Origin of the sequence: Microcystis sp. M169S2 (assembly GCF_020245865.1) — a bacterium.
Taxonomy (GTDB): domain Bacteria; phylum Cyanobacteriota; class Cyanobacteriia; order Cyanobacteriales; family Microcystaceae; genus Microcystis; species Microcystis ichthyoblabe_A.
This window is the reverse complement of the sequence record NZ_JADBUB010000097.1, coordinates 11,028-36,068: the sequence shown is the minus strand read 5'-3', so window position 1 is coordinate 36,068 and position 25,041 is coordinate 11,028. Positions and strand designations below refer to the sequence as shown.

The window sequence follows — 25,041 nt, the reverse complement described above, 5'->3', positions numbered from 1 at the left end:
GATTAAAAAAATCCTTCGCAGTGACATTATGAGAGAATCCGTCATTTATCAAGATATTTTAGAGGAAGGCAAAGAGGAAGGCAAAGAGGAGGGTAAAGAAGAAAAAGCTCGACAAATTGCCCTGAAAATGCTATCTGCTGGTTTTCCTATCGCAGAAATCGCCCAATTTACCGATTTATCCCCCGCAACTATCGAGGAATTACAAAGACAGCAGCACAATTAAAGCTTTTAACCGCAAAGGGTGGCGAATTGGCAAAATTTTGGCTCATCCCCCCACCCCAAGCGCGGTTAACGACGTTTAGCGAGGCGACGCACCACTAAACCGCTCCCTAGTATGCCTAGTCCGATAATACTAGAAGGTTCGGGAGTGGACACATTACCAATATCACCCGGAATATCAGCAGCAACAAGGCGAAAGTTATCCATTGCAGCATAACTACTGCTTAGAATATCGATTTGATCCCAAAAAAGCCCCAATTTTCTCCACGGCAGCCTCTAGAATATCGGGATCGTGAACTAAGGCAAAACGCACATAACCCTCGCCACCCTTACCAAAACCGGAACCGGGAGAGACCGCGACACCGGTTTGGGCCACCAATTGCCGACAAAAATCGACGGAATTACCCGCCCAACTGGGGGGAATTTTCGCCCAAACGTACATAGTGGCGGCCGGGGTGGCAACTGGCCAACCGATGCGATTTAGGGCATTAATAAACACATCCCGGCGTTTTTGGAAGATAGCGACGGTTTCTTTGACCGAATCTTGATTACCAGTTAAAGCAGCGATCGCACCGTTAAGAATGCCCAAATACTGATTAAAATCAACCATAGCTTTAATCTGTCGCAAAGCCATAATTAACTGCGGGTTGCCAATGGCGAAACCGATGCGAAAACCGCCCATATTATAGGACTTGGAAAAGGTAAAAAACTCGATCGAATTAGTTTTAGCTCGATCGGCCTGTAAAATTGACGGGGGGGGCGATGTTCCCGCAAAAAAGATGTCTAGATAGGGAAAATCGTGGATTAAAACTAAATTATGCTGACGGCAAAAATCAACCGCTTTTTGGAAAAATGCCAAGGGTGCGATCGCTGTAGTGGGATTATGGGGATAACTCAAGACCATCAGCTTCGATTGTGCCAGCACTGCCTCAGGAATGTCCTCTAAAACCGGCAGAAAGTCATTTTTTGCCAAAATTGGCATTCCGTACATTTGACCGCCAGCAAGGGCAACACCGCCCAAATGGGAGGGATAACCCGGATCGAGGAGCAGGGCAAAATCTCCGGGATTGAGAAGGGCCAAAGGTAGATGGGCCGTGCCTTCCTGAGAACCAATTAGGGGTAAAACCTCCGTTTCCGCATCGATGGGGACACCAAAGCGATCGCTATACCAGTTAGCGGCAGTTATTCGGAAGTCTCTGGTCCCATTATGGAGTAAATAGCCGTGGGTGTGAGGATCGTGGAGAGATCGCTCAATAGCATCGACAACGTGGGGAGCAGCCCCAAGATCGGAGGAACCGAGCGAAAGATCGATAATGATATTACCCGCTTCTCTACTGGCAGCTTTTGCCCGATCCATATCGGCAAAAACGTTGGATTGGAGTGCCTGTAAGCGGTGTGCTAGGGTTAAGTTATTCATAACCACAGATACCTAATTAGCTGACATAGGTATCGATAAAAGATTGTAATTGTGGTTTGCCGATCGCCCCTTCATGAGTGGCAATAAGTTTTTTATCTTTAAAGATGCGTAAAGCGGGAACACCTTTCACATCACATTTAGCCACCGAGTTGGGGTTAGGGTCCACCTCTAGTTTAACTACTTTTAGCCGTTCGCCGTAGGTGTTGGCTACCCAATCGATCGAGGGGGACACCAAACGACACGGACCGCACCAACTCGCCCAAAAATAGACTAAAACGGGTTTTTCGACCTCAAAAACCTCTTGGTCAAACTTCTGATCGCTAATGACAGTTACGCTACTCACAGTATTTATTTCCTCACCATCGTTACTGATCATCATAGGGGTTCTGGGTAATTTTCGGCAATTATCCACTTCCACAATTCCTTAAACATTAGGATCAAAGACATCGCGTAAACCATCACCGATAAAATTAATACTTAACACCGTGATCACGATAGCCAGAGCGGGAAAAATGACCAAGTGGGGGGCAGTTGTCAAGTAATCTTTAGCTTTAAATAACATTTGTCCCCAAGTCGGCACATCGGGGGGGAAACCCAAACCCAAAAAACTCAGGGTTGACTCGGTAATAATCGCATTACCCACGGCTAAAGTGGCCGCCACGATAATCATTCCCAAAACATTAGGTAATAAATGCACCCAGATTAAACGGAAAGGAGTAGCCCCCAAAGCAATCGCAGCCGAGACAAACTCCATCTCTCGTAATTTTAAAAAATTTCCCCGCACCAATCGCGCCACCGACATCCAATTTAAACCCCCGATTACTAAAACCACGAGGATAAAAATACCCGTTTCCGGTCCGGCGATTTTTTTGATGCTATCGCGAAATAGATAGACAATCAGTAAAAGTAGGGGTAATTGGGGCAAAGATAGGAATAAATCCGTTAATCGCATCAATAAGCCATCGATTGCGCCCCCGTAAAACCCAGAAATAGCCCCGATCGCTGTCCCTAGAATAATCGCAACTATCATAGCAGCAATCCCCACCGCCAGGGAAATTCGACCCCCCACCAAAATCCTCGCCAATTGATCCTGGCCCAGATCATTAGTGCCGAAAAGATGTTTTAAACTAGGGGGAGCAGTGGTTTGACTAAAATCAATGGTATCAATGGGGACCCGATAAAAAATCGGACCGAATAGGACGGCAAGAATAATTATAATTAATGCGATCGCTCCTATTGTTGCCAGGGGATCTCGGTAAAAACGTCGCCAAGTATCGATAATTGCAGAAGACAGGGGAGACATAATTAGGGTTTGCTGAATTACCAATTATCACTTATGAATTATCAATTATGAAGTGGGAAGTGGGCCTTTATCCATTTTCAGGGAAAAATGCCTGAATTTTCCCCCCGATCATCGGGCCCGCACTTTTTGATCTCAAAAAAGCCTAAAGACATTATCCAACCAAGTTTTTAGATTTATTCAGCCAACCCTAGTCAAGTCAACAGATGATTAAAATTTACACGGAAATCGAACGGGGGCAAAATTGGTTAGAGCGCCATCAAAAATCTTCTCCGATATTTGCCCTAGTTTTAGGCTTTACCGAGACGGGATTAATCCCCGGAATCTCCACCGCCGGTGCTACCCCGGAAGATAGAAAATACACAGCGATCGCCGATGCCGAATTTATCGTTAAAGGAGTTTCACCCCATCCCCGTTATCCCTTACCCCCCCTAACGGTGGGAGCCTCCCCCGCCTATATTACCCGCGCCGTGGTGGAAAAATTAGCCATTCCCGTCCTCGTTTTTAACGCCGGTTTACCCTTGCCCCCGGCCGTCGATTATATCGAACTGGGGGGACAACCGGCCCGTTGTCTCTCCACCGGCCGCGCCCTGGACTTGACCATAGTAAAACACCTGTTCGCCCAAGGACTAACCTGGGGAGAAAAATTAGCCCGCGAGTCTAGTTATCTAATTATCGGCGAGTGTGTGGTCGGTGGCACCACCACCGCCCTCGCCATCCTCACCGGATTGGGTTATCGAGCCAACGGCAAAGTTAACAGTAGCCATCCCCAGTGCAATCATGCTCATAAATGGGCAATAGTTGAGCAGGGATTAGCCCAAAAAGAAATTTTTGATCCTTTTGAGGTAATCGCCGCCCTAGGCGATCCTCAGCAGATTTTCGTCGCTGGCATGGCCATGGCCGCCAGTGGGCAGGGTGGGGTACTCCTCGCCGGAGGAACCCAAATGTTAGCCGTTTCTGCCCTAATTCAAGCTCTAGTGGCTAAATATGCCTATCCGGTTAACTGGGAAAATATCATCGTCGGCACAACTCGCTGGGTAGCGGAAGATAAAACGGGGGATACGGTGGGATTAGCCCGAATGATCGGAAAAGTGCCTTTATTAGCCACACAATTAAACTTTTCCGCCTCTAAATACCCGGTTTTGCAAGCTTATGAACAAGGTTTCGTCAAAGAGGGAGTCGGTGCGGGGGGATGTGCGATCGCTGCTTGTCTGTACCAGAATTGGACTAATCAAGATTTGCTCAAAGCGATCGAAAATTTAATCGGGTTTCAATGATAGCATTTGTCTTAATGATTTCGTTTGGGGGAGTCGGTCGTCGGATGTGAGTTTTTTAAATTTTATCTAGCTCTAAAGTTTTATTTATCCTCTCCTACTACAGATTGATAAAATCTTTCTAGACTTTCTACACAGGTTTGATCGTTAAATACTGTATCGATATTCATTTTAGTATAATCTTTGATTTTTTGCCGCCATTGATTATCTAAACCTAAACGGATAGCAATTTCAAGATAGTGATTTTTATCCGTAGCAATTGTCTCGGTTATGCCTAATTTTTTCAAGATAGCATAGGAATGTCTTCCGCGCATAAATTCCCCCGGACAGGTAACAACTGGCAGCTGACAGGCAATTGCTTCTAAGGTGGTATTTCCCCCCGACCAACTTAAGTTATCCAAATAGATGTCTGCTAATAGGTTAAGCTGAAAATAATCATTTTGTTCTAATTGTGGCATCATTACCCCGTAATCTTGCCAATTGAGTCCATACTTATCAAAAGCTTGACTTAATCTCGACTGAAAGCAATGGGTCACAAATTCGCTACGATGACAGATAAAAATAAAGTGGCTGTGGGGAACTTGTCGGGCAATTCTAGGAAAAATATCGTCATTTTCTGGCAGATATTTAAATAAACTCTGACAGTTTAAATAGATGATTTTATCCTCGGCTAATCCCATCTCTAAACGAGTTTTTCTCTGGGGAGGAAGGGAAGGTTTAGGATAGGCAATACCTAAATTGGATAAGCGAATTAATTTTTCACTGTAGTGATTATCTCCCTCCACAGGTTCCATTAATTCACTGGAGATAAAATAATCAATGGTTGGTAATCCTGAGGTGATTGGATGTCCCCAAGTTACACATTGTACTGGAGCTAAACGCAATCCTGCTAGTTGGGTAGTGCGAGCATCCATACCAATATCTAAATAAACCAGAATATGTAACTGATTATCTAAAATATGTTGAGCAATTCTTTCTATATTGACCAGATTATCAAATTGATAAAAATAATCACTTTGCTCTTGATATTGTTTGGTAAAGTTATCGCAGGTGTTATTAATATCTATTCCATAACAGTAAATTTCAAATTGCTCTCGATTTCGCCACTGCAACCATCCTTGAAAGAGTTTCGCTACTGTGTGATGACGCAGGTGAGCAGAAATATAGCCAAGGCGAATTTTTCCCGTAGGCATGGTTAGGTTTTTTACCCAATTGGGAAAGTTAACCGAGGCAATTTTATAAACTAATTCTCCATATTTTTTTTGTAGTTCTAAATCATTTTCCGCTTGATATTGAAGATAAAAGTTAGTTCTTAATCCAATACTTTTCCAAGCCTCTTGTTGTTGATTAGTAGTGTTTAAATCAAGATTTTTCAAGATATTATCTAACCGTTTCTCGTAGTTCGCTCGATACAGCATAATATCGGCTTGAGTTGTGTAAACTATCGGCATTAACCGCATTAATTCTAACTTCAGAGATGGGTGATCGGGAAGATACTCTAAAGCTGATTTAGTTGCTTGAATTGCCACCTCGATCGGATAATTATTTTGTAGTAACCAAATTAGGCGCAAATGTAAATCAATATTTTCTGGATGATAGGCAATGCCTTTTTTATACACTTCTAAAGCTTCTTTTTCTTCTTTGAGAATCAGATAGCAATGGGCGCAATTTAAATAAAAATTGCTCTCCTCTATGTTAATTGATAATAATTTTTGATAATAGTTTAATGCTAATTGATAGATTTTTCTTTGATAAAAATAATCACCTGAATAAAGATTAGCTCTTTTTTGGTCGGCTTGCAGAATTTCCCAAAGGGAGAGATTTTGACTAATTTCTGGTCTATCTCCTGCCAGTTGTTGGGCCGTTTTATAAGCATTTTTGGCCTCTGTCCAAGCTTGTTTAACTAAATAGACATTGCCTAAATTGATATAGAAAGGATAAAAATCAGCCTGGTTATTAATTCCCTGCTGATAGATTTTTTCGGCTGACTCTAGCTGCCCTAGTTTATAAAATAAATTGCCCAGTTTGTTATAAGCATCGATAAAATTAGCCTTGAGATCAATCGCTTTTTGATAAGCTGATAACGCTAGATCTAAACGGGATTGTTTTTCTAGCACCATGGCCATAGTATAATGATATAATGCTTGATTTTCCTCTAAGTTGATGGCTCGTGCCAAACAGTTAAAAGATTCTGTTAGTCGGTTAATTATATAGTATAAATATCCTAAATCGTGCCAGATGTAAGCTAATTGTTCACGCCAAGATAAAATTCTTAAGTAAAAGTCCTCAGCTAAAGTATATTCTCGCCGATTAATTGCCTCTTGCACCTCTTGAAGACAGGAGTTTATCACCGTCAGGGCATAATTTTCTATCTCTTCATCCCCTTCTATTTCTTCTAATTCTAGCCACTGAAGATAGATTAATTTAGCTTGGCCAAACTGCCAGCAATCAAGATTTCTAATTATCTCTTTTTTGAGCAGCATAATTAAATCCTGACTGGACTCTGATTCTAACAGCCAAAATAACCAAATTTCTTGCGCTGTTGCTTGCTGCCCTAGCAGCAGATAAGCTAATCCCAGATAGGGATAATAATCAGTCACTTCCGGATGAACCGCCAGTGCTTGCTGACAAAATAACAATAATTGATCATGGTCTCCCGATGCTAACATTAGCTCGATCGCTTGTTGGTGATTACTGTTGATCATTATCTTGACTCTCGCTGCTTTTATTCCACAATACCCTCGATCGAGCTTAGGGTAACATTTTGGGCTTATTGAACTTAACTAGCGATAGATTCGAGGATTTATTAGCCCCATCAAAACAAAAAACCCTGATTTTACCTTGATTTTACCCCATCTACCGCCCTAGCCCGACAAATAATTTTTCGCACAGATAAGAATTATTCTCAATAGCTGTACAATAGGAAAAGACAACTTTACCAAGAATCGAGCAATGAACGATAAAATAACTCGTAGAGTCTTTCTAGGCGCAGGAACAGCCACCTTAGCGGTAGCAGTGGGTCAATTAGGGAAAATAAACGAGGTTTCCGCCCAAACTAAACAATTAAACCTCTATTCCTCCCGTCACTACAACACCGACCGACGATTGTATGACAACTTCACCCGACAAACGGGAATAAAAATTAACCTCGTCGAAGGGGAAGCAGACCCATTAATCGAACGGATCAAAAGCGAAGGCCGCAATAGTCCTGCCGATATACTCCTGACGGTAGATGCCGGGAGATTATGGCGGGCCGACCAACAGGGAATTTTTGCCCCGGTCAATTCCCGCATTCTCACCCAAAGAATTCCCGCTAATTTGCGTCACCCCAAAGGTCACTGGTTCGGGTTTAGTAAACGCTTGCGGGTAATCATGTATAACAAAGACAGAGTTAACCCCAGAGAAATCGATTCCTATGGGGATTTAACCAATCCCAAATGGAAAGGAAAAGTCGTCACTCGGTCATCTAGTAACATCTATAGTCAATCTTTTACCGCTTGGTTAATCGACATCCAAGGAGAAGCAGCCGCAGAAAAATGGTGTCGGGGATTAGTGGCTAATTTTGCCCGTTCACCCCAGGGTAATGATAAGGCACAAATCGAAGCTGTCGCCGCAGGAATTGCCGATTTAGCCCTAGCTAACACCTATTACTTAGCTGGGTATGCCGAAGAAAAAGACCCCGCTAAACGGGCAATTTATGACAAAGTAGGCGTAATTTTCCCCGACCAAACAGGGCGCGGCGCTCACGTTAATATTAGCGGTGGTGGTTTAATTAAAACTGCCCCCAATCGAGAATCGGCAATTAAATTTTTAGAGTATCTTTCTAGCAATGAAGCACAGAACTTTTTTGCTAAGGGTAATCAAGAATATCCCGTCGTTCGAGGCGTTGCTTTAGATACTGTTCTAGCAAAACTCGGACGCGGAAAAGAAGATACCGTTAGTGTGGCTAATTATGGTCCTAATTTAGCCAAAGCAGTACAGGTAATGAATCGCGCTGGTTGGAAATAAGTTATCAGTTATCAGTTATCAGTTATCAGTTATCAGTGATCAGTGATCAGTTATCAGTGGGAAGTGGGAAGTGGGAAGTGGGAAGTGGGGAGCTTTTTTCAGTGATCAGAACGTAGGTTGGGCTTCGGCCGTGAGCTCAGCCGAACGGTTGAAGCATGAAACCCAACGCCCGATTATGTTACGCTACCGCTAACCCATCCTACAAATAATTGTGCCTCCCTACTTAATTGGTTAAGCTAAAAGCTTGGATGTACTTAGTTTATAACCTTCTTTTTAGGTAGGAGAATTGCCAGATTCTTTTTTTTGCCTTTTGCCTTTTGCCTTTAGAAGCTAATTACCGATTACTGTTCACTGATAATTGCTATGTTAAGGCAAATAAAACCGAGAGATTATTAGCGGGCATAGGAATTACTTCTAACAATTGTAAACCTCGATCGCTCGCTGCTTGCACCACATCTTCTAAATTCCTAACTCCCCAAGCGGAGTTTTGAGAACGGAGAGAAAAATCAAAGCTTTCATTACTAGGAGAAGTATGTTTTCCCTGTTGTTTATAGGGACCATAAAGATAGAGAATTTCCCCCGGACTAAGAATGCGACTCGCTCCCGCCATTAAAGCTAAACAAGCGGACCAAGGGGCGATATGAATCATATTAATATTAACAATGGCATTAATAACGATATTTTCCTTCTCTACCGCCCAAACTGACTGATGAACATCGATAAATAGGGGGCGATCGAGATTAGAACTAGGATAATAATCACACCAACTGCGAATACTATCTAGAGCCAGAGGGTTACAATCCGAGGGAATCCAACGACAAGAAGAAAGACGAGGGGCAAAAAAAACAGCGTGTTCACCCGTGCCGCTAGATATTTCTAGGATATTCCCAGTCTTCGGTAAAAATTGGCTGATAACTTCTAAAATCGGCTGACGATTGCGTTCTGTTGCCGGGGCGTATTGACGTAAATCAGACATAACTACAGCGTTTCTTATAAAGATGAAGCGTAACCTAATTTAGTATCGAGGACTATCTCCCTTCTCCTCAATTCATAATTCATAATTACCACTCCTCAAACAGATTATATTACCCTTGACGGTGCCTTGCTGTCCGATCGCCGCTCCAGAAAAATATTAAGTTTTATTAAGAAGTTAGTGACAAAAGACCGCCTTTAATCTCTATTATCGTAGTAAGTGGCTTTTGACCCGAATCAAGCTGGTCAAGATAAATAGTAACTTTTGCCCATCATCAAACAAAGATGGTCAGTCTAACTAAAACAGTCGCTGTGGCCATGCCCTCGTGATCAATTCCTATGTCAACCCTGGTTATTGTCGAATCCCCCACCAAAGCTCGGACAATCAGTAATTATCTACCTAGCGGCTATCGAGTCCAAGCCTCCATGGGCCACATCCGCGATCTGCCCGCCTCCGCCGAAGAAATTCCCCCCGCCCACAAAGACAAATCCTGGGCCAACTTAGGCGTGGATGTGGAGAACGATTTCGATCCCCTCTACGTCGTCCCCAAAACCAAAAGTAAAGTCGTCAAAGAATTAAAAGAAGCCCTCAAAGGAGCCAGCGAACTGATCCTCGCCACCGACGAAGATCGGGAAGGCGAAAGCATCAGTTGGCATCTCCTACAGGTACTCAACCCGAAAATACCCACCAAAAGGATGGTATTTCACGAAATCACCAAAGAAGCGATCCAAGCCGCCCTCAAAAATTGTCGCTCGATCGACGAAAATTTAGTTCACGCCCAAGAAACCCGCCGCATACTCGATCGCCTCTACGGTTATACCCTCTCCCCCCTACTCTGGAAAAAAATCTCTAAAGGTTTATCCGCCGGCCGGGTGCAATCCGTCGCCGTGCGTCTGCTCGTGCAACGGGAACGGGAACGACGGGCTTTTAAAACCGCCAATTATTGGGATCTGAAAGCCACCCTCGAAAAGGACAAAAATCAATTCGACTCGAAATTAGTCACCTTAAACGGTCAAAAAGTGGCAAATGGGAGCGATTTCGATGCCGACACCGGCAGACTGCTCCCCGGTCGCCAGGTGACACTTTTGGATCAAGCCACCGCCACCGCCTTAAAAGAACGCATCCAAGACAAAATCTGGCGCGTTAGCCACACCGAAGAAAAACCCACCACTCGCAAACCATCCCCCCCCTTCACCACCTCCACCCTACAGCAAGAAGCTAACCGGAAACTGGGCATATCCGCCAGGGACACCATGCGAATCGCCCAAAATCTCTACGAACAGGGCTACATCACCTATATGCGGACCGATTCCGTCCATCTTTCCGATCAGGCCATCACCGCCGCCCGCAATTGTGTAGAACAAATGTACGGCAAAAACTACCTCAGTCCCCAACCCCGGCAATACACCACCAAAAGCAAAGGCGCGCAGGAGGCCCACGAAGCCATCCGGCCCGCCGGCAGTAGCTTTCGCCTACCCCGGGAAACCGGCCTAAGCGGACTAGAATTCGCCCTCTACGACCTAATCTGGAAACGTACCGTCGCCTCACAGATGGCCGATGCCCGTATTACCCAGATCGCCGTCAATATTCAGGTGGAAAATGCCGGATTTCGCTCCTCCGGCAAAAGAATCGACTTCCCCGGCTTTTTCCGCGCCTATGTGGAAGGTTCCGACGATCCCGAAGCCGCCATCGACGACCAAGAAATAATCCTACCCCCCCTCAACGTCGGTGATACCCCCAATTGTCGGAAACTAGAAGCCATTAGCCACGATACCCAACCCCCCGCCCGTTATAGCGAAGCCTCACTGGTAAAAACCCTCGAAAGTGAAGGAATCGGGCGACCCAGCACCTACGCCACCATTCTCGGCACCATTATCGATCGCGGTTATGCCCAAATGCGGAATAAAACCCTCATTCCCACCTTCACCGCCTTCGCCGTCGTCGGTCTATTAGAAAATCATTTCCCCGACCTCGTAGATCCCAAATTCACCTCGAAAATGGAAGAAACCCTCGACGACATCGCCACCGGTTCCGCCCAATGGTTGCCCTATCTCGATCGCTTCTATCGCGGCGAAAAAGGGCTAGAAAGCCAAGTCAAAGAGCGCGAGAGTCAAATTAACTCTAGCACCGCTAAATCGGTGATTTTAGAGGATTTGCAGGCAACCATCAAGATCGGCAAGTACGGTCCCTATCTAGAAGTCTCCCGAGGCGATGAAATCCTCACCGCTTCCATCCCTGCCGATTTAACCCCGGCGGATCTGAACCCCGAACAGGTAGAAACCCTGCTGCGACAAAAAACCGAAGGTCCGGACAAAATAGGTCTTCATCCCGACACCGGAGAGCCAATTTATCTGCTGGTGGGTAGTTACGGCCCCTACGTCCAGTTAGGAGATGTCAGCGATGACAATCCCAAACCGAAACGCGCCTCCCTACCCAAAGGAGTCAAACCCGAGGACATCACCCTCGAACAAGCGGTGGGTTTATTAGCAATGCCGCGACTGCTGGGAACCCATCCCCTCACCGGAGGCAAAATCAAAGCCAGTTTAGGGCGTTTCGGTCCCTATGTGGTTCAGGAAGAGGGCAAAGAAAAAGAATATCGTTCCCTGAAAGCCAGCGATGATGTCTTAACTATAACTCTCGATCGAGCCTTGGCCTTATTAGCCGAACCGAAAAAAGCTCGCGGCGCTCGTGGTTCTACCAAACCACCCTTAAAAGAATTGGGCAAACATCCCGACGACGGCGAATTGGTGGGATTGTACGAGGGTCCCTACGGAATTTATATCAAACACGGTAAGACCAACGCCAAGATTCCTGAAGGAGAAACCGCCGAAACCCTCACCCTAGAACAAGCTTTAGTCGCCCTAGCAGCCAAGACAACCACTGCCAAGAAAACCACTACCAAGAAAACTACTTCTACCACCACCAAAAAAACTACTTCCCCAAGCGGTAAAACCGGCAAAAGTAAGAAGGTTTAGCGGTTAGTGGTGAGGCAATTTTCCCCGTGGTCAATTCCTCACCTGATGCGGCGACAAATCCGGTTGGCTTTTTTGTCCTTGGCACCACTTTGAACGGGCTGCTCATATACCCCAAATTCCCCTACTGTAAAGCGATCGCCATCGCTTCTTGGGGAATTTGCCGGTAAATTGGTTTTAAAAATTGTTCTATGGCATCGGATTCGGGGGCAGCGAGGGGAAAATTGCCTAAAATATCGAGAATGGTTTGATTTTCATTCCCCGGCGTAATCACAACGAGGGAGGGATCTAGCTCTTCATCGTACTGCCAAAAGCGATCGATAGCACTTTCGGGGGCAGTTTTTTCGACTACTGCGGGGGGTTCACTAACGGCTAAAGGTTGATTATCAGAGGAATAGGAGCGTTTTTCGCGTAAAGCTTCCAGAATTTGGTTTTTGGTTCGGCCGCGCAGTTGCAAAAGCAGGAAGGGATCGACACTAAAACGATCGCCCAATTGATAATATACTGCTCCTATATGTTTGCAGGGGTTGGCTTGATCGGGACAGGTACAACGAGAGCGAATATCGGCTAGGGAAAAGGGAAATAAATTCACCCCACTATCGATAAAAACACGCTCGATATGATCGGGCATTTGTCCCGTGAGCAATTGAGCGGAATAAATGGCCTTTTTGGAGAGAAGCTTAATAATATAGTCCCATTCTTCATCACTAAAAGCGACTAGGGATAAATCCACTATATAAGGCTCTGGTTCACTGCCTTGTACTCTGGCAATAACTTGCGAGTCTTCAAAGTCAATACTTAAAACATTGCCTTCTCTGGCGTAAAGTCTAGCTCGTTCCAAGCGTTTTTTAAAGCGATAGGAATCGAGTAGTTCTAGCCATTTTTGTACCCACCAAGCTTGTTCTGTCATTTTTTATTTCGCCAATTCAAAAATGAAACACATCAACCTTAAGAGTTGACAGAGAAAGGCTCATCAGGTATATTCTGATCTTTAACAACAACAAATCAGACCCAAAAACGAAGCCCTCAACATCTTAACATAGAACAAAGAAACTTGCTCTACCAACTTGGTCAAGAGGTAAATTTATCTCAACGGCAAATAGCCGTCTTGCTGGGATGTCATCAAAGCAAGACCGGAGCCAGAATTAAGAAGGAATCAAAGTTCCCTCGGATGCTATCTACAAAGCTACAGCACAAGCTGATACCAAATCGGTTTTTAATAGTGTGATTAACTCCCAATCGAACTTTAAAAATCCACTCCCCACTTCCCACTCTCCTATACTTTTTAAACAGGATTTAGTATGAGAGTGAGACTCGCCGAAACAACTGAAAACAACCCTTTTAAAAAGTAACTGAGTCGGTGGTAGAAGGGAACGAATTGAAAAATCCTTAAGCCAGAGGAAATAGAAAGAGCCGTAAACTTAATTAACCATCCTCCTCGAAAATGTCTTGACTATCGTACCCCGAATGAGCTATTATGTGATAGCTCAGACAGTGATGAAATTCAGAATTGAATTGGCAAGATGTACACAAAAACGAGGATTTTAGGTATGAGGACAGAACAGAAAAATCCACAATTAAATTGTCATAAATTAGCAGAAGTATTTTTATCAAATCCCTTAATTGAAGATTGCTATTTTATGGTACGAGAGGATGAATTAGTCGCCTATATCGTTTCCTCTGGAGCTTGGAATTCTGAACAATTGTCCTCCGATTTACAGTCTCAGTTACCGGACAATCTTCTACCTAATATCTATGTGCAAATTTCCAGTTTACCCTTAACCGATAGCGGTGATGTCGATGAAACTGCATTAAAGAATATTGAAATTATCGATAATCATCAAGTTCAGGAAACAGAAGAAAAACTGCGCTCTTTGTCAGATATCGATCAAGTTGCTGTCGTCATGACTTCTAAAAAGAACAAAATTTTACCCCTACATCTATCCGAATTATTGCCCTTAAAAATAGAGAAAAAAAATGATCATCAAAAATCTGAAACCCCGATTCATCTGGGGATTCACACTTCTAACAATCAATCTGGAATCAGTCACGGACAGCTTTTAGAAGAATCTGAACTTCAACCGAAAACCTTGGCAGAAATCCTCCAAAAAGCTGCTGAAAATTATTCAAATAAAGGGATTATTTATATTCAATCTAATGGATCAGAAGTTTTTCAATCCTATCAACAATTATGGGAAGACGCTCAACAAATACAAGCCGGATTACAAAAGCAGGGTTTACAAGCTCACGATAAAGTAATTCTTCAGCTATCGGAAAACTATGATATCATTTCCGCATTTTGGGGGTGTCTTTTAGGGGGATTTATTCCTGTTATTATTTCAGTGCCACCCAGCTATAAAGATTTTAATAATGAAATTCATAAAATATGTCAAGTTTGGCAGTTGTTAGATGAGCCTATTATTATCACAAATCAATCCCGTCAGCAAGAGATAAAATATTTAGAACAATGGTTGCCTAATCAACCCTTAAGCTTGAGTTTTATTGAAGAATTAAAAACTCATTCTCCCCATCAGCCTCCTATTGGTCAACCGGATGATATCGCGTTCTTTAATCTAACATCAGGCAGTACAGGAATACCGAAATGTATCTCATTAACCCATAAAAATGTCATCTCTCGTGCGCGAGGAACAAACATCATTTGTGAACATCAAAACGACGATATTATTCTTAATTGGCTTCCTTTTGATCATATTGGAAGTATTTCCGACTGGAATATTCGCTGTGTCCAGTTAGGATGCCAAATGGTTTATGTTCAAACTGAATATATATTAGGTCGTCCTTTGAATTGGTTAGATTTAATTGATCAATATCGAATTACCCACAGTTGGGCTCCTAATTTTGCCTATAATTTGATCAATGAAGCTTTAAAAAAAGAACCGGATCAAAATTGGAATTTAGATTGTGTCAAATTCTTTTTGGCAGCGGGTGAAGCCGTTTCTGGTCAAGCAGTTGGAGAATTTATTAACACCCTTCATCTTCAATATAATCTGAAAAAAACGGCGATGCGTCCTGCTTTTGGGATGGCAGAAATGGGGTCAGGAATTACCTATTATCAGCCTACAGATCAACAGCCATTACTCTTTCATACGGTTGATAAATTATCCTTGAATTCTTCCCTAAAACGAGTCCATCCTGAACATCCCAATGGTGCAACCTTTACGGATTTAGGATTACCCATTCCGGGTATATCAATTAGAATTGTTAATGCTGATAATTCCCTATTACCAGAAGAAACCATTGGTCATTTACAAGTTAAAGGAGATGCAGTTTCACCGGGGTATTATAAAAACCCAGAAGCGAATCAAGACGCTTTCTTAAAAGATGGCTGGTTTAAGACAGGAGATTTAGCATTTATTAGTAACGGTCATTTAGTTATTACTGGAAGAAGTAAAGAAACCATTATTATTAATGGAGTCAATTATTATAGCCATGAAATTGAAACTGTGGTTGAAACCATTGAAGAAGTAGAAGTGTCCTACACCGCCGCTTGTGCTGTTTATGATCCTAGGAATAGTACCGATCAATTAGCTTTATTTTTTAGTGCAGAAACCTTTGACCACCAGCATCTAGCGGAACTTCTGAAAAAGATTAGACGAAAAGTAATTAACAGTTTTGGTGTTAATCCTGAATATTTAATCCCCTTAAATAAAACTGAAATTCCTAAAACTTCCATTGGTAAAATTCAGCGATCGCAATTAACAAAACGGTTCGGAAATGGAGAATTTAATTCTATTTTAAAAGAAATAGATCTTTTGTTAGAAAATGCTCAAACCCTTCCTGATTGGTTTTACCAGAAAGTTTGGAAACCTCGATCTCCAGTTAACTTAAAACCAGAACTTTCCAAGTATTGTACTTTAATTTTTCTGGATTGCTTGGGTTTAGGAGCATCTTTAGCAGAAAAAATCCAAGGTCAAAACTTACCCTGTATCACGGTTTTAGCAGCGGAAGAATTTTCTCAAATCAGTCAAAATTGCTATACCCTCAGACCCGGGACAGCCAATCATTATCAACAGTTAATGGCATCTTTATCCGAGCGAAAAATTATCCTTAGCAATATTATTCATCTGGGGACTTATCAAGACTATCAGGGAGAAATTTCAACAATTGAACAGTTAGAAAAAGCACAAGAGCGAGGAATTTATGATTTATTATTTCTAGTTCAAGCCTTAGCTAAAATTCATGATTTTAACTCAAAAATTCAATTGCTATTTGTTTCCAGTTATAGTCAATTTGTCATAGAAACAGATGAAATTGCCTATGAAAAATCTCCAGTTTTAGGACTGATCAAAACCCTAGCTCAAGAACTTCCTTGGTTAAATACTCGTCATCTGGATTTACCTCTGGATCAAACCGAAATTAATCTCAGTTATCTGCTGCAAGAACTATCCGTTTTATCCAAGGAAAGAGAAATTGCCTATCGCAACGGGAAACGTTTAATCGCAGGTTTGGAAAAAGTCAATTTACTTCAACACACCCAACAGGAATTACCCTTTAAATCAGGGGGAATTTATCTGATTACCGGAGGACTAGGAGGGATTGGCAGACAAATTGCTCAGTATTTGCTCAAAAATTATCAAGCTCGTTTACTATTAATTGGAAAAACACCTTTACCAGAAAAACACCTCTGGAGTGAGTACCTCAAAGTCGAAGATCAATTATCCTTAAAAATCAAAAATCTCCAAGCTTTAGAAAACCTTGGGGGAGAAGTCATTTACCAGTCGGTAGATGTGGCTAATTTCACTCAAGTTAAACAGGCTGTAGAACAGGTGAAAAAACAATGGCAAGGAGAACTTAATGGGGTGATTCATCTGGCTGGAATTTACAAAGATTGTTTACTTCTGGACGAAAATCAAGAGGGTTTATCGACAATTCTTCGTCCTAAAGTAATAGGAACTTGGGTTTTACATCAACTTCTCAAAGAATCTCAGGGAATTTTTATTAGTTTTTCTTCCTTGGCTAGTTTTTTTGGAGGAGCGGCTTTGGGTTCCTATGCGGCGGCTAATAGTTTCCTTGAGTCTTTGAACAGCTATCAAAAATCTAAGAATTTGTTCCCCAGTTATTGTTACAGTTGGACAACTTGGCAAGAAACCGGGATTAGCCAAGGTTATCAGATGCAATACATAACCCGATCTCAAGGGTATTATGATATGACAGTACGGCAAGGTTTAGACTCATTTCTAACCAGTTTATATCACAACCAAAGACAATTAATAATCGGTTTAGATGGGAGTAATAGCAAGATTAATCGTTTCACATCTAGGTCTGAAGGATGCCAAAAGTTAACGGCTTATTACACCCGTAAATCTACAGTTCAATCGGTCAATCTACCTAATCATGTTAGTCTAAAAGATCGATTGGGAACGTCCTATCAATGTCCCCTAGTTCTGCGACAATCTCTGCCTATTAAGGATAATGGAGACATTGATAAGCGGCAATTACTCAAGGAACTACAAGGCAAAGAAAATAACGAATTGATAGCACCCAGAACGGAAGCTGAACGTCAAGTTGCTAAGATTTGGCAAAAGGTGTTAAATCTATCTCAAATTGGAATTCATGACAATTTCTTTGAACTAGGAGGACATTCCTTGCTGGCCAGTCAAGTCATCTCTCGTTTACGCGATGTTTTCTCGGTAGAATTGTCTTTGCACAGTTTATTAGAATATCCAACTGTTGCCAGTTTAACTCAAACGATTGAGGTGCTTAATGTAGCCAACAATAGTCAAAGTGTATCCAAAAGTGGTAAAGTTATGACAACAGCCGCAGAAAATTATGAAGAAGGAGAATTATGAAAATAGGTTAACTAAAATTTAAGCTTTTCAGAACCCTTTTGGGAAAAAATGTAAAAAATTGTATCCATCACTAAAATTTATCATCCAGAATATGCTATAAATAGTCTCGGTTTAAAACAGTCTTTTTGTGGAGTATGTAAGCGGTTGCTCCCATAGCAACTGACTTTAACAATAACCACCGACTCCCCGCCATTGATAATTTTTGTTTGGTCTATAGTGTTTAGTCTTTGAGGGACTTAAATTTATGAAAACAGTTGAATTTTTATCGCATCTGAATCATTTAGGTGTGACAATTTGGATGGAAGGAGATAAGCTGCGCTATCGTTCTCCCCAAGGTGTTATGACTCCCGATTTACTCGAACAATTGAAAGAGCATAAAGAAGAACTCATCGTCTTATTGCGTGAACAAGCTGACAATTTTAGTTCGGAAACAGACTATGATGTGGCAATTTGTGGCGGTGGATTAGCGGGTTTAACCTTAGCGAGACAGTTAAAACTTAAACAACCTAATCTTTCCGTTGTTGTTCTTGATAAAATGGCTCGTCCTTTACCCGAAGCTGGTTTTAAAGTGGGGGAATCAACCGTTGAAGTTGGTGCTTTTTATTTAGCAAATACGCTGCAGTTAACCGATTATTTTAACAATCAACATTTATCTAAACTGGGATTACGTTATTTTTTCAAACCTCAAGAAACTGAATTTCATAAAAGACCTGAACTGGGATTATCAGAGTTTCATGATCCTAAATCTTATCAAATTGATCGGGGGAAATTAGAAAATGATTTACGCCAATTTAATATTGAAGCTGGAATTGATCTTAAGGAAAGTTGTTCAGTTCAAGACATCGAGTTTGCTGAAGGGCTACAGCAACAGCATAAAATTATTTATACTCAAGGTAGTGGAGCGAATCAAAAAACTCATTGTATTAAATCCCGATGGGTTGTCGATGCGATGGGTCGCCGTCGATTTATACAGAAGAAACTCGGTTTAGCGAAACCTAATCATAATAATTACAGTGCGGTTTGGTTCCGAGTTGAGTGTCGTTTTGATGTCAGCAATTTTGTGCCAGCCAGTGAAGAAAAATGGCATCGGCGTGTTCCTAATAACAACCGTTATTATTCTACAAATCATTTATGCGGTGAAGGATACTGGGTTTGGTTAATTCCTTTATCCACAGGTTATACCAGTATTGGCATTGTGACTCGTCAAGATATTCACCCGTTAAAAAATTATCATAACTATGAATTAGCCTTGCAGTGGTTAAGGGAAAATGAACCCGTTTTAGCGGCTCATTTAGAAGGTAAATCCCCTGAAGACTTTAGAAAGATGCCGAAATATAGTTACTCCTCCAAACAAGTCTTTTCCTTTGATCGTTGGACTTGTGTTGGTGAAGCCGGTTTATTTCCCGATCCTTTTTATTCCCCTGGTTCAGATAGTATTGGTTTTGGCAATTCTTTAACCACCCAAATGATTGAACTTGACCTTAAAGGTCAACTAACTCCCGAAAGAGTTGACGATGCCAATCACTTTTATTTAACCTATCACGATGGGTTAACCTTTAATATCCAAAATTCCTACAACTGTATGGGAAATGGGATAGTGATGGCAACAAAAATGATCTGGGATACGTTAGCTGGATGGACATTTGGTTGCTTAATGATGTTTAATTCCATCTTCCTTGACCCGGAACTTAAGATGAAAGTTCAACAGATTAATGCAGAATTTTTCCCTCTTTCCTATCGAATACAACAACTATTCCGAGATTGGGCAAATCAATCCCTGGGTCGGGTTAGCTTTGAATTTATTGATTACTTAGCAATCCCCTTTGTGAATGAACTGCGAACCCGGAATTTACAATCTAATAAAACCGAAGCTGAAATCATAGAAGCTTATCGAGCCAGCTTAAAATTATTAGAAGAATTTGCTCAAGTCATTTTTCAAATTGCCTTAGAGGATACCAGTCCCGAACTGTTAACTAAAATTAACGAACACCCCTGGTTAAATGCTTGGGCAATTAGTTTGGATGCCAGTAAATGGGAGACTGATGGGCTGTTTTCTCCTAAGAACGAACCTCGTAATTTACACAGCATTAAAAAACAATATTTAGAGGCAATAAACCGATAAAAATAGACGAATCAAGTTGATTGGATTTCTAACAGTAGCTCAAGTTAGGGCTACTGAACCCAGCCAAACATCACCCCCATTCCAAAAATACCAGAACATTAATTAAGGAAAAGGATACTATTAATGAAAGTCGCAGAATTTTTATCTTACTTAAATAGTTTAGACATCAAGCTTTGGCTTGAGGAAGAAAAGTTAAAATATCAAGCTCCCCAAGGAGCAATGACACCAGAAATTAAGCAAGAAATCGGGACAAGAAAACCAGAAATTCTCACTTTTTTAAGAAGTGCAACAACACCATCTAAACCCCTTGAATCCGTAATTAATAGCGTTGCCCGAACTGAAGATTTACCCCTATCTTTTGCTCAACAGAGAATGTGGTTTCTCTATCAGATGGATCGGCAAAATCCAGCTTATAATGAAGCTCTAACCATCCGTTTAACGGGACGCTTAAACATTGATATTTTAGAGCAAACGATTAATGCTATTATTCAACGCCATGAGAGCTTACGGACAACCTTTCCAATGGTTGAAGGAAAACCTATTCAAAAAATTGCTCCATCTCTGAAGATTAAATTATTAGTTGTTAATTTAAAAGATATCCCCCAAGAGCAAATTGACAAACAGATTATTGAAGAACTACAAAAACCCTTTGATTTAACCCAATCTCCCCTATTACGATGTACTCTGTTTGATCTGGGATATGAAAATTATATTTTAGTCAACGTCTTCCATCATATTATTATCGATGGTTGGTCAAAAGGCATTTTATTTAAAGAATTATCTGAATTTTATCAGGCATTTTTATCCAATTCAACCGTAGATTTACCCGAATTACCTATACAATATGCGGATTTTGCGGTATGGCAAAGACAATGGTTACAAGGTGAAATCTTAGAAAATCAGTTAAATTATTGGAAAAAACAATTAACGGGTGCCCCTCCTTTATTAGAACTTCCAACCGATAAACCCCGTCCAGCTACTGCCAATTTTCGAGGTCATAGTATCTCGTTTCAAATTGACTCAGAACTCACAGAAAAACTGAAACTTTTGAGCCAAAAGTCGGGGGTGACTTTATTTATGACCTTACTGGCTGCTTTAAACACTTTACTCTTTCGTTATAGTGGTCAGGATGATATTTTAATCGGGACACCCACCGCCAACCGAAACCGACAAGAAATTGAACCTTTGATTGGTTTTTTTGTCAATACTTTAGTGCTGCGGAATTCCCTAGAAGGAAATCGGACTTTTTCAGGATTATTACAGCAAGCTCGCAATGTTGTTTTAGAAGCTTATGCCAATCAAGATGTACCCTTTGAGCAAGTGGTTGATGGGTTAGAAATAGAACGAAGTTTAAGTTATAATCCCTTATTTCAGGTAATGTTTGCGCTGCAAAATGCCCCCCTCAATGCTTTAGAATTACCCAATTTAAAAGCTCAATATCTAGCCGTTGAAAACCAGAGAATTAAATTTGATCTCAGCTTAGTTTTAGAGGAAATTGAAACCGAAAAAGGAGCTTATTTAGAAGGTTTTTGGGAATATGATAGCGACCTATTTACCGCCGAAAGAATTACCCGCATGGTGGGTCATTTCCAAACTTTATTAAAAGGAATTGTAGCCAATCCTCAGCAAACCGTCGGGGAATTACCGTTACTGACTGAATCGGAAAAACAGCAATTATTAGTAGAATGGAATCAAACTCAAACGTCTTATCCTCATCATTACTGTATTCATCAGTTATTTGAAGAACAGGTTGTTAAAACACCTGATGCTATAGCGGTCATCGATGGAGAACAATCCCTCACCTATGAACAGTTAAATCAAAAAGCCAATCAGATTGCCCGTTATTTACAAAAATTAGGGGTTAAACCAGATCAATTAATTGGGATTTGTGTCGAGCGATTGCCCTTAATGATTATTGGATTTTTAGGAATCTTAAAAGCTGGAGGAGCTTATGTACCACTGGACACAAGCTATCCCGAAGAACGACTTGAATCTATCATAAATGATGCTGAAATCAAAATTTTATTAACGCAACAGCACCTCATCAAAAAACTACCAACAACAGTCAATCAATTGATTTGTTTAGAACAAGATGAAGACCCAATTAAACAACAAAGTAAACAGAATCCTCTCAGTCATGTTAACGCTGAGAATTTAGCCTACGTCATCTATACTTCAGGTTCTACAGGTAAACCTAAAGGAGTTGCTATTCCCCATCGAGGAGTGACTCGTTTAGTCTGTAATACTAACTATATATATTTAAAACCAACTGATAGAATGGCTCAGGTTTCTAATCCTTCTTTTGATGCCGCTACTTTTGAAATTTGGGGGGTGCTGATACATGGCGCACAGTTAATAGGAGTAGATAAAGATACAGTTCTTTCTCCTGAAAAATTTGTTCATTTTCTCCAAAAATATCAAATTACTATTTTATTCTTAACGACAGCGTTATTTAATCAGTTAGTTCAGACTATTCCCCATGCTTTTCAAAGCTTAAGATATTTACTTTTTGGTGGCGAAGCAGTTGATCCTCAATGGGTCAAAGAATCCCTTAATAAAGGAACCGCTCAAAATTTACTTCATGTTTATGGGCCAACAGAAAGCACAACTTTTACCTCTTGGTATTTAATTAAAAATATTCCTTCAGAAGCTACAACTATTCCAATTGGTCGTCCTTTAGCTAATACAGAAATTTATATTCTTGATCCCTATTTGCAACCTGTTCCTATTGGTGTTAAAGGCGAATTGCATATTGGTGGTGATGGTTTAGCCCGTTGTTATCTCAATCGTCCTGACTTAACTGAACAAAAATTTATTCCCAATCCTTTTAGTCAAGATTCGTCAGCACGTCTGTATAAAACAGGTGATATAGTACGCTATTTAGCCGATGGGAATATTGAATTTATTGGACGGATTGATCATCAGGTAAAAATCAGAGGTTTTAGAATTGAATTGGGCGAGATAGAAGCCGTTTTATTTCAGCATCCTCAAGTCAAAGATGGAATTGTTATCGCCAGAGAAGATCTACTTGGAATCAAGCGTTTGTATGCTTATGTTGTTCCGAAAGATAAACAACTCACTCAGCCAGAATTACGAATTTTTCTCCAAGAAAAGCTGCCCAATTATATGATTCCTGCTTTCTTGATTTTCTTAGATGCTTTTACTCTTAATCAGAATGGAAAAATTGATCGCAGTGTTTTACCTATACCAGAAATTGATGTTAATGAATTAGAAAATTATCTTCTTCCTAGTAACGAGAAAGAAACAATTCTAGCCCAAATTTGGCAGGAAGTTTTAGGGCAAAATCAAATTAGTATTAATGAGAATTTCTTTGAATTAGGAGGCGATTCAATTATCGCCATTCAAATTGTCGCTAAAGCTAATCAAGCGGGATTAGAAATTACTCCTAAACAACTATTTAGCTATCAGACAATCGCTCAATTAGCCACCGTAGCGGAGACAACTGCTATCACTGAAATTGACCAGGGATTAGTTACAGGTGAAGTCCCCTTAACTCCGATTCAAAAATGGTTTTTTGAACAAAACTGGCCCGAACGTCATCACTTTAATCAATCTATCTTGTTAGAGGTTCCCAATAATCTACAACCAGATTTATTAAAACAAACTATTTCTAAATTACTCTATCACCATGATGCCTTGCGGTTACGGTTTGTTCAACAAGGAGAAAAATGGCAACAAAATCACAGCGATGATTGCAATAATTTTGCTTTTGAAAAGGTGGATTTATCCCATCTATCTTGCGATGAACAATTAACCAAGATGGCAGAAATTTCCGAGGTTCAACAACGGGTACTCAACTTAGAGGAAGGTCCCTTAATGGCGGTGGTTTTCTTCGCCTTGGGTGAGAGTGGAAAAATGTTAATTGTAATTCATCATTTAGCAGTAGATGGAATTTCTTGGCGGATTATCCTCGAAGATTTCGTCACTATTTACCAGCAATTAGAAAACCAAAAGCCCCTGCAACTTCCTCCTAAAACCAGTTCTTTTAAAACTTGGGCTGAGGAACTGCAAAACTATGCTAAAACCCCAGAATTTTACGCTCAATTCAAGTATTGGCTAAACCGTGATTTTCCCTCAATTTCTCCTCTTCCTTTGGACTGTCAAGGTGAAGCTCAGTCCAACATTGTTGCCCATGCCAAAACGGTTTCTTTCACCTTAACCGAAGAACAAACCCGCTTACTATTACAGGAGGTTCCGCAAGCTTATAACACCCAAATTAATGATATTTTATTGACTGCTTTAGTCCAAGCTTTTGGCCATTGGACAGGAAGTGATCAGCTTTTGCTTGACATGGAAGGTCATGGAAGAGAGAATGTAATTGAATCCGTGAATTTATCTCGAACTGTGGGTTGGTTTACCAGTATTTTTCCCGTCTTTTTCACCTTAGAAAATCTTCACCATCCGGGTGAATGTCTCAAGTCCATTAAAGAGCAATTACGACAAATTCCGAATCGGGGATTTGATTATGGAATTGGATATTATCTGAATTCAGATTTAACGATTCAATCCCCGTTAAAAAATTACCCTAAAGCTCAAGTCAGCTTTAATTATTTAGGTCAATTTACAAGCCATCAAATCGGCGAGATAGGCTGGAAATTATCTCAAGAATCCAGTGGTTCCATTCATAGTCCTTTGGGACAACGTTCCCATTTAATTGCGATTCATGGAATTGTGGTTGATGGGCAACTTGATATGGAATGGCAATATAGTGAAAATTTTCATCATCAAACAACGATCAAAAATTTAGCCGCTGCCTATCGAGATTCTTTAGAAAGCCTGATTAACCATTGTTTATCGGTAGAAGGAGGCTATACTCCATCGGATTTTCCCGATGCGGATCTTAATCAGGCAGAATTAGATGAACTGCTTTCAGAACTTGATTTTTAAACTCAATTTAATGTTTAACCCTCATGCTTGATAACAAC

General features: G+C 41.1%; 13 protein-coding genes and 2 pseudogenes. 8 read left to right on the top strand and 7 right to left on the bottom strand.

The genetic code is table 11. The features are described 5' to 3' along the window. A partial coding sequence (locus tag IM485_RS09995) for an Rpn/YhgA-type helix-turn-helix domain-containing protein (protein ID WP_502882177.1) occupies positions 1–223 on the top strand: 223 nt, incomplete at its 5' end. Between the two features lie 65 nt (positions 224–288). Here the strand turns inward: IM485_RS09995 and IM485_RS22710 are convergent. The 4 genes and pseudogenes from IM485_RS22710 to IM485_RS09975 all read right to left on the bottom strand — a co-directional run. Beyond that, positions 289–375: pseudogene (locus IM485_RS22710) on the bottom strand (PEP-CTERM sorting domain-containing protein); the annotation flags it as partial. Between the two features lie 61 nt (positions 376–436). After that, the gene (locus tag IM485_RS09985; RefSeq protein WP_287742797.1) at positions 437–1,636 is read right to left on the bottom strand and encodes an LL-diaminopimelate aminotransferase; all 1,200 of its coding nucleotides are present in this window, start codon (positions 1,634–1,636) and stop codon (positions 437–439) included. Positions 1,637–1,652: 16 nt separating this feature from the next. Next, complete coding sequence (locus tag IM485_RS09980) at positions 1,653–2,015, bottom strand: thioredoxin family protein (protein WP_002801133.1); 363 nt, start codon at positions 2,013–2,015, stop codon at positions 1,653–1,655. 45 nt (positions 2,016–2,060) lie between these two features. Then, the gene (locus tag IM485_RS09975; protein ID WP_104396102.1) at positions 2,061–2,939 is read right to left on the bottom strand and encodes an ABC transporter permease; all 879 of its coding nucleotides are present in this window, start codon (positions 2,937–2,939) and stop codon (positions 2,061–2,063) included. A gap of 203 nt (positions 2,940–3,142) precedes the next feature. Here IM485_RS09975 and cobT point away from each other — a divergent pair, with 203 nt between their 5' ends. Further along, a complete protein-coding gene (gene cobT, locus IM485_RS09970; protein ID WP_104396103.1) occupies positions 3,143–4,213 on the top strand; it encodes a nicotinate mononucleotide-dependent phosphoribosyltransferase CobT in 1,071 nt (356 codons plus the stop codon). Positions 4,214–4,293: 80 nt separating this feature from the next. Here the strand turns inward: cobT and IM485_RS09965 are convergent, their stop codons facing one another. Continuing rightward, positions 4,294–6,915, bottom strand: a complete 2,622-nt coding sequence (locus IM485_RS09965) for an O-linked N-acetylglucosamine transferase, SPINDLY family protein (RefSeq protein WP_104396104.1) — start codon at positions 6,913–6,915, stop codon at positions 4,294–4,296. A gap of 247 nt (positions 6,916–7,162) precedes the next feature. Here IM485_RS09965 and IM485_RS09960 point away from each other — a divergent pair, with 247 nt between their 5' ends. Then, positions 7,163–8,218, top strand: coding sequence for a Fe(3+) ABC transporter substrate-binding protein (locus tag IM485_RS09960; protein WP_287742791.1), 1,056 nt, complete (start codon positions 7,163–7,165; stop codon positions 8,216–8,218). 361 nt (positions 8,219–8,579) lie between these two features. Here IM485_RS09960 and IM485_RS09955 read toward each other — a convergent pair whose 3' ends face one another. Beyond that, positions 8,580–9,194: a DUF938 domain-containing protein gene (locus tag IM485_RS09955; RefSeq protein WP_104396106.1), complete on the bottom strand. Its 615-nt coding sequence runs from the start codon at positions 9,192–9,194 to the stop codon at positions 8,580–8,582. Positions 9,195–9,529: 335 nt separating this feature from the next. Here IM485_RS09955 and topA point away from each other — a divergent pair, with 335 nt between their 5' ends. Beyond that, positions 9,530–12,166, top strand: a complete 2,637-nt coding sequence (topA, locus tag IM485_RS09950) for a type I DNA topoisomerase (RefSeq protein WP_287742788.1) — start codon at positions 9,530–9,532, stop codon at positions 12,164–12,166. 121 nt (positions 12,167–12,287) lie between these two features. Here topA and IM485_RS09945 read toward each other — a convergent pair whose 3' ends face one another. Then, entirely contained in the window at positions 12,288–13,073 is a 786-nt protein-coding gene (locus tag IM485_RS09945) for an SWIM zinc finger family protein (RefSeq protein WP_287742786.1), read from the bottom strand. 129 nt (positions 13,074–13,202) lie between these two features. Here IM485_RS09945 and IM485_RS09940 point away from each other — a divergent pair. From IM485_RS09940 to IM485_RS09920, 4 genes and pseudogenes are all read left to right on the top strand, one after another. Then, a pseudogene (locus tag IM485_RS09940) lies at positions 13,203–13,344 on the top strand (IS30 family transposase); the annotation flags it as partial. 369 nt (positions 13,345–13,713) lie between these two features. Further along, positions 13,714–17,973, top strand: coding sequence for a non-ribosomal peptide synthetase (locus tag IM485_RS09930; RefSeq protein WP_287742783.1), 4,260 nt, complete (start codon positions 13,714–13,716; stop codon positions 17,971–17,973). A 244-nt stretch (positions 17,974–18,217) separates the two neighbouring features. Further along, on the top strand, positions 18,218–20,095 hold the full coding sequence (locus IM485_RS09925) for a TubC N-terminal docking domain-related protein (RefSeq protein ID WP_287742781.1): 1,878 nt from the start codon (positions 18,218–18,220) through the stop codon (positions 20,093–20,095). A 123-nt stretch (positions 20,096–20,218) separates the two neighbouring features. Continuing rightward, positions 20,219–25,003: a non-ribosomal peptide synthetase gene (locus IM485_RS09920; RefSeq protein ID WP_287742778.1), complete on the top strand. Its 4,785-nt coding sequence runs from the start codon at positions 20,219–20,221 to the stop codon at positions 25,001–25,003. Positions 25,004–25,041 lie beyond the last annotated feature (38 nt).

Excerpts from the sequence above, each read along its gene's own strand:
- IM485_RS09965 (WP_104396104.1), bottom strand. The coding sequence starts at position 6,915 with ATGATCAACAGTAATCACCAACAAGCGATCGAGCTAATGTTAGCATCG.
- IM485_RS09985 (WP_287742797.1), bottom strand. The coding sequence starts at position 1,636 with ATGAATAACTTAACCCTAGCACACCGCTTACAGGCACTCCAATCCAAC.
- topA (WP_287742788.1), top strand. The coding sequence starts at position 9,530 with ATGTCAACCCTGGTTATTGTCGAATCCCCCACCAAAGCTCGGACAATC.
- IM485_RS09945 (WP_287742786.1), bottom strand. The coding sequence starts at position 13,073 with ATGACAGAACAAGCTTGGTGGGTACAAAAATGGCTAGAACTACTCGAT.
- IM485_RS09955 (WP_104396106.1), bottom strand. The coding sequence starts at position 9,194 with ATGTCTGATTTACGTCAATACGCCCCGGCAACAGAACGCAATCGTCAG.
- IM485_RS09960 (WP_287742791.1), top strand. The coding sequence starts at position 7,163 with ATGAACGATAAAATAACTCGTAGAGTCTTTCTAGGCGCAGGAACAGCC.
- IM485_RS09925 (WP_287742781.1), top strand. The coding sequence starts at position 18,218 with ATGAAAACAGTTGAATTTTTATCGCATCTGAATCATTTAGGTGTGACA.
- IM485_RS09975 (WP_104396102.1), bottom strand. The coding sequence starts at position 2,939 with ATGTCTCCCCTGTCTTCTGCAATTATCGATACTTGGCGACGTTTTTAC.
- IM485_RS09980 (WP_002801133.1), bottom strand. The coding sequence starts at position 2,015 with ATGATGATCAGTAACGATGGTGAGGAAATAAATACTGTGAGTAGCGTA.
- cobT (WP_104396103.1), top strand. The coding sequence starts at position 3,143 with ATGATTAAAATTTACACGGAAATCGAACGGGGGCAAAATTGGTTAGAG.
- IM485_RS09930 (WP_287742783.1), top strand. The coding sequence starts at position 13,714 with ATGAGGACAGAACAGAAAAATCCACAATTAAATTGTCATAAATTAGCA.
- IM485_RS09920 (WP_287742778.1), top strand. The coding sequence starts at position 20,219 with ATGAAAGTCGCAGAATTTTTATCTTACTTAAATAGTTTAGACATCAAG.